We start from the raw sequence: 6,189 nt of genomic DNA, 5'->3' as shown, positions 1-6,189 counted from the left end.
CTGGCACTCTTAATCCGGTCAGGCTCGCCTGTTTCGTTGCTTTTCCCGTGATGGCAGCTTTGGTAGTACTGCCACCAGCACAGGCACAAGGTGCTGATATCCAAGTAGAATCAGACATCACTGACCCCAGCAATACCGGGCCGTTGACTCAAGAAGACAGCCTATTGAGTATGCCGGGGGGAGAGCGGATGATGCAAGAGGCGACTAACGCTATTGATTCAGGTAACTATAGCGTAGCGGCCAAAAAACTCCAAGAGGCACGTCAGATATTTAACCAGTTGTCTAACTTTTACCAACAGCTGGCTTCCAGTTTTTCCGGCATTGACAACCGAGTCTACGAGGCTCAACGGCAAAAAGCCCTGGAAACTGCGGAAAAGCGAGATGAAGCTACCTATCGGCTAGCCCTAGTCCATCGAGCCAATGACCAGCCAGAATTAGCTGTCCCCTTGTTAATTCAAATTATTCGGTCTCAAAATCCAACCAGGGAATTGGGTAAAAAATCCTACCAACAGCTGTTTGAACTAGGATTCGTCGATTCTCCCTTTCCTAGAAATGGCAATAGCCAGCCCACCTCGTCCGCTGGTCCTAATAAAGGCAGTTAAATTGTAAGCTATCAGCTATCAGCTATCAGCTATCAGCCAATGGGCACGCTACTTGAGGTGCTTTTGAATAAAACAAGAGGTAAGCATTGGTTTCATCTGAGTTACGGAAAGCTGACCGCTGACCGCTGACCGCTGACCGCTGACCGCTGTTCGCCTAGCGCATATGCTTACGTTAGATTTTAGTGTATTTTAGAAGTTCCAATAGAAACTGGAATAAAAAAAATGGAGCCGATTAGTACACAGCAAGTTGAAGAAAAGATTAAAGCATCGATACCAGATGCTCAGGTAAAGGTAGAAGATTTAGGCGGTGGTAACCATCTGCAAGCCACTGTAGTCTCCTCCGAGTTTGAAGGTAAATCCCTGGTAAAACAACATCAGCTGGTTTATGGTGCCCTAAGCCAAGAGTTGGCAACGGAGGCCATTCACGCCCTAGCCCTAAAAACCTATACCCCCGAAGCTTGGGCTGGCAAGCAGTAAACTGGTCTAAGTCATAATTGGAAGAGTCTAGGATTTCGCGCCCGCTAGACTAATATAATATCGACTATCAAAATAACTATCTAGATATCCCAGGAGTTTAAGACAACGATGACACCAGAAGTGAAAGAGAGAATAGATAAATTAACACAAGAGCACAAAATTTTGGTGTTCATGAAAGGCAGCAAACTAATGCCCCAGTGTGGATTTTCCAATAACGTTGTCCAAATTCTTAATACCCTAGGAATTCCCTACGAAACCGTAGATGTACTAGAAGATTGGGATATCCGTCAGGGAATCAAAGAATATTCCGACTGGCCAACTATTCCTCAAGTGTACATTAACGGAGAGTTTATCGGTGGCTCCGATGTGATGATTGAAATGTATCAAAATGGTGAATTGCAGCAGACCGTGGAAGTCGCCCTGGCATCCTAATCCTTGACTGCACCAAACGATTGACACAACTGAACAACCGCAAAAAGCGATCGGATTAGGAAATGCGATCGCTTTTTCTTAGGGCGTTGCTTAATAATGGAATGATTTTAAGAGTTTTCTGGAATGGGCATCTTGCGTGGAACTGGCATCTTGCCAGTTTCATGGTTATTGTGGAACTGGCATCTTGCCAGTTTCCTGCTTATTGTGGAACTGGCATCTTGCCAGTTTCCTGGTTATTGTGGAACTGGCATCTTGCCAGTTTCCTGCTTATTTTCGAGCGGGCATCTTGCCAGTTTGATGGTTATTTTCGAGCGGGCATCTTGCCAGTTTCCTGCTTATTTTCGAGCGGGCAGGATGCCCACTCTACTCTTATTCATTCGAAGACTGACGCAACGCCGAATTTTTTTTTATTCCCTATTCCCTAGTGATCCAACCAAACCGCTAAATCTGTTACTGTCTCAAAATCCAACAACGCTTCACTCAATTCCTCCAATCGAGTAATGGATAATCCCTCAATCCGCTGTTGGAGCACAGGGTCAAGTAAACCTAACCTCAGGGTTAGCAAACGCATCACAACTAATAGGGCTCCCTCCTGCTTTCCTCGGTCGAGTCCCTGCTGGAGTCCCTTTTGGACTCCCTTTTGGATAATATCTTGATAGGTGACTGATTCTTCCATAATTTCCTCTGACAAGGTGAACACTAACAGTTCAATGTCAGCCGTGATCCAACCAAACCGCTAAATCCGTTGCTGTTTCAAAATTCAACAACGCTTCACTCAATTCCTCCAATCGAGTAATCGATAATCCTTCAATCTGCTGTTGGAGGACAGGGTCAAGTAAACCTAACCTCAGGGTTAGCTGACGGATCACAACTAATAGGACTCCCTCCTGCTTACCGCGCTGGAGCCCCTGCTGAAGTCCCTGCTGGAGTCCCTTTTGGATTCCCTTTTGGATAATATCTTGATAGGTAACTGATTCTTCCATAACTTCCTCCCTTAACAATCGATGGACTAAATCTTTCTCAAACCGCAAACCAGCCAACACATCCACACAGGCCGCTAGGTTTCCCCGTAATGGTTTTTCTTCAATTCTATCGATCTGGGCAACCACTTGCTCTAACAATCGATTAGGCTGATTACTTCTGGCTAAAGTGGCCAAGGGTAACAAAGCTCGATTGGCCAACAGTGGTAATGGGTCTTGCTCCCACAGGCGAATTATCCGATAACGATGCCAGGTGTTAATATCCCTAAACTCGTTATTGAATACCATCTGTGAGGTCGTAGACTTCAGGAAAATTACCACCTGTTCAATGGGACATCGGTACTTGCGGTGTAATCTGACCCAATAGTCCAACATCCGAAATGGTAATGGTGGCTCTGATTGGGGCAGGGTTTGAAATTCTAGGTGCAGAATTTGGTTTGTACTTTGCAGTAAACTCAGAGCATCAGCTTGAATTGGTTCACTACTTAATTCAGTTTTAAGTACCTGAATATCCCGAGGTGCCTCACCCAATAGCCAGTGAAAAAACTCCGATGGATATTCTTCTGCTAGGTATTTGCAGATATTATCGTAGGCCAAGGCAAATTGTTCAAAGTTAACACTATTTCAGATACTGTAGTGAATCTGAACCATAAAATTGATCGCACCTGGATCTTGTTTATTGATTCAAGTTATGATACCGGAGTAGTTCTGATTTCGATCAGATACAGAAGGAATAATAGTAAATCCGGTTAATCACTTCTAAGGGGAAAATTTCAAAAATGCTGAAATCCCTTATTTAAACTCAGCAATTGATCAGCATAAGTGCCAGTTTTATCTTTCAACCAAACCTGATTACCACTAGTAATCTTGCCAATTACTGCTGCTCCCTCCCCCAGTTTTGCCACTAATTCCTCAGCAGCTTCATTGGGCAAACATAGCACTAATTCAAAATCTTCACCACCATACAACGCCCAATCCAAAGCTTGCTCTGGAGACACCAATTTACTCAAGCTTTGAGGTAGGGTAATTCGGTTGGAATCAATCTCAGCACCAACACCACTGGCACGACAAATTTGTACAATAGCATCTGCTAAACCATCGCTACTATCCATACCCGCAATGGATAATTGAAGGGTTGAAGGTTGAAGGGTTGAAGGTTGAAAGTTATCTGGTTGTAAGTTATCTGGTTGTAAGTTATCAGATTGAAAGTTAGAACTTTCAACCTTCAACTTGTTAACCTGTAACTCTAGTAACCTGTTAACCTGTAACTCCAGTAAAGCTATAACATCAAGTCTGGGTTGAGGACGCTGGTGAGCTTTAATCAGAGATAACCGTTGTTCTGGACTTAAGTGTTTGCCGAAATCAGGCTTGAGGAGTAATTCTAGTCCAGCCCGGGAAGCACCATGAACACCTGTCACGACAATGGCATGTCCCACCTTGGCCCCTGTTCTGCGGATAGCTCGGTGGGGGTAGACTTGACCAAAGGCAGTGATAGCAATACTAATAACTGGGGAGCGACAGATATCTCCGCCCACTATTGGTGTATTGTACTGGTTCAAACACTGAGTCATGCCTTGGTAAAGTCTCTCAACCCAGCTAACCGGTACATCCCCTGTCAGGCTTAAGCCTACGGTAATGCCTAGGGGGGATGCTCCCATCGCAGCTAAATCAGACAAATTAGCAGCAGCAGCACGCCAACCAGCATCTTCTGGACTAGTAGTGCATTGGCTTACCCCACCGTAGCGATCGCTAAAATGCACCCCATTCACTAAAACATCTGTAGTTATCACCAAGGATTGACCAGACTCTGGAGGGGGAATTACCGCTCCATCATCCCCGACAATCCCTGGTGGACAGAAAGGCTGTAACCGTTCTAGAAGACCTTGTTCTCCGATATCTTTTAGTAATTCAAGGGTCACGAGACAACGATCAATTATTGATACTTTTGACTGGCATAAACTGAGCTATCTGTAATTAGTCAAGCTCATCCCCCCTAGCTTCGCCGCAGGGGTGTAAGCATATGCGCTACGCGCACGCTGCGCGAACAGCCGTCAGCCGTCAGCCGTCAGCCGTCAGCTAAAAGCTCACGCTACGCAAACAGCCTTGTGGCACAGGCTTTGGCCTTTGGCCACGCTGTGCGAACGACGCGCTTGAGGTAACTCAGCATTATTCCAATGCTTACTTGTTTTCTTCCAATGCTGAACGCGCACGCGTGCGCGTAGCGCTAATCGCTGACCGCTGATAGCTGATAGCTGAATGCTTACGCAGGGGTTAAGGAGCTAACCGCTCAACCGATAGGATAGCTATGCCTTTGGCTCAACTAAATTTTCAGCCCCATCAATAACTCTCATCGACTCAATTACATCCCCTCGTGTGAGCTGTCTGAGTAACTCTTTGTTTTCTACCACATAGCCAAAGACAGAATAGCGCCCATCCATAAAGTTAATACCAGCTGGGGTAAGTTCTGGTTGAAACAAGAAGAAGAAAAACTGAGAAGAGCCACCATTGGGGTCTTCTGCAGGACGTGCCATAGCTAGAGTACCATAAGCAGAGAAGGGCAGCACAGGTTGCTCACGATAACGACCAATTTCTTCCAGGGTAAACTCATAAACCGGTTCCGAGTCCCCTTTCAGCATGATTTCTATGGGAACCCCTCGATATTCACCAGTTTCCGGGTCAATAAAGCCTGTCGCTTTTCCTGGAGGGTCTCCTGCTTGGAGGATATAGTTATCTTCAGCACGGTTGAAGGTTAGACCATCATAGAAACCCCGCTGTACCAAATCCACAAAGTTACCGGCTGTGACTGGAGCATTGTAACCATCTACCACTATTCTCAAGGAACCTTCCTTTGTGGTCATTTCCACAGTAGCGCGACCCTTAAGTTGAGGTAAGTTACTATAGTCTGGGGGTACCTCAAAGGGAAACCCCTCTACCATCAATTGTTCCAGTTCGCCAACTTGATCCAAGAGTATCCCGCGCTCAATCAAGACGCTTTCCTTGTCTTTAGCCTCCACAGCTTCTCGAATTTTAGCAATTTCGGCTTGGATCTCGGCAATTAGGGCTTCGCCTTGGGGTTTTCTGGCATCTGGAATGTCCGCTAGCAATTTCTGATCACTACTAGTTAAAACCACAGCAGCTTTAGTAATATCACTGGTGATGGGACTCCAGCGTTTTGCCCGCATTTGTTGAGAAATATCCTCCAAACTGGCTTGTATTTTCCGCACTGGCTGATTATCTATCGGTAAGCCGTAGCGCAACAGAGCTTTACCATCAGTAATGGCATTACCCCCTGGTAATCGACTTTCACGAGGAGGTTCTTGATTACCAAAGTTAAACTTAAAGTTCCACCAAGCTCCACTCAGACCTAAGGAAAGGGACATTAACAGTAGCCCCAAGAGGGTAGTCTTGGTCAAGCGTTTCCACCAATCTGGCAAAGAAATCTTTAAACGTTTCATAAAAAATAAATACCCCAAGCATTACACCAGTGGTGTCAAGGCTGATCCACAACGTATCAAAACTTCATCTCATATCTTCCCATGTCAAGGTAGTTTATGATACTGTTTGTCAATTAGCTTCGGTTAGTTTAGGGTTGGCAAGTCACTTCCTGCACAACTTTGGCACAAATTTGGCACAAATCTTTACGTTAACCTCTAAAGTGCAACTTTCAACCTTCAACCTCTCAAGGGTAAAATAAGATA

General features: G+C 45.3%; 8 protein-coding genes. 4 read left to right on the top strand and 4 right to left on the bottom strand.

The features are described from left to right. Window positions 1-50 precede the first annotated feature (50 nt). The 4 genes from F6K52_RS30560 to F6K52_RS30545 all read left to right on the top strand — a co-directional run bounded on the left by F6K52_RS30560 (window position 51) and on the right by F6K52_RS30545 (window position 1,809). The gene (locus tag F6K52_RS30560; RefSeq protein ID WP_364420498.1) at window positions 51-602 is read left to right on the top strand and encodes a hypothetical protein; all 552 of its coding nucleotides are present in this window, start codon (window positions 51-53) and stop codon (window positions 600-602) included. A gap of 222 nt (window positions 603-824) precedes the next feature. Further along, window positions 825-1,079 (top strand): BolA family transcriptional regulator, encoded by a 255-nt coding sequence (locus F6K52_RS30555; RefSeq protein ID WP_293087739.1) that lies wholly within the window; start codon window positions 825-827, stop codon window positions 1,077-1,079. Between the two features lie 108 nt (window positions 1,080-1,187). Then, window positions 1,188-1,511 (top strand): Grx4 family monothiol glutaredoxin, encoded by a 324-nt coding sequence (grxD, locus tag F6K52_RS30550; protein WP_293087736.1) that lies wholly within the window; start codon window positions 1,188-1,190, stop codon window positions 1,509-1,511. Between the two features lie 136 nt (window positions 1,512-1,647). After that, window positions 1,648-1,809: a hypothetical protein gene (locus tag F6K52_RS30545; RefSeq protein ID WP_293087733.1), complete on the top strand. Its 162-nt coding sequence runs from the start codon at window positions 1,648-1,650 to the stop codon at window positions 1,807-1,809. A 123-nt stretch (window positions 1,810-1,932) separates the two neighbouring features. Here the strand turns inward: F6K52_RS30545 and F6K52_RS30540 are convergent, their stop codons facing one another. The 4 genes from F6K52_RS30540 to F6K52_RS30525 all read right to left on the bottom strand — a co-directional run bounded on the left by F6K52_RS30540 (window position 1,933) and on the right by F6K52_RS30525 (window position 5,946). Further along, the gene (locus F6K52_RS30540) at window positions 1,933-2,187 is read right to left on the bottom strand and encodes a DUF4351 domain-containing protein (protein ID WP_293087730.1); all 255 of its coding nucleotides are present in this window, start codon (window positions 2,185-2,187) and stop codon (window positions 1,933-1,935) included. A 37-nt stretch (window positions 2,188-2,224) separates the two neighbouring features. Further along, on the bottom strand, window positions 2,225-3,088 hold the full coding sequence (locus F6K52_RS30535) for an Rpn family recombination-promoting nuclease/putative transposase (protein WP_293087727.1): 864 nt from the start codon (window positions 3,086-3,088) through the stop codon (window positions 2,225-2,227). A gap of 176 nt (window positions 3,089-3,264) precedes the next feature. Next, window positions 3,265-4,410 carry a thiamine-phosphate kinase gene (thiL, locus tag F6K52_RS30530; RefSeq protein ID WP_293087724.1) on the bottom strand — a complete coding sequence of 382 codons (1,146 nt, stop codon included), beginning with the start codon at window positions 4,408-4,410 and terminating at the stop codon, window positions 3,265-3,267. Between the two features lie 384 nt (window positions 4,411-4,794). Beyond that, window positions 4,795-5,946: a peptidylprolyl isomerase gene (locus tag F6K52_RS30525; RefSeq protein WP_293087721.1), complete on the bottom strand. Its 1,152-nt coding sequence runs from the start codon at window positions 5,944-5,946 to the stop codon at window positions 4,795-4,797. Window positions 5,947-6,189 lie beyond the last annotated feature (243 nt).

The sequence above is a fragment of the Moorena sp. SIO3H5 genome, assembly GCF_010692395.1.
Classification (GTDB): domain Bacteria; phylum Cyanobacteriota; class Cyanobacteriia; order Cyanobacteriales; family Coleofasciculaceae; genus Moorena.
The sequence above is the reverse complement of the archived record's forward strand: the minus strand, read 5'-3'. Positions and strand labels throughout refer to the sequence as shown.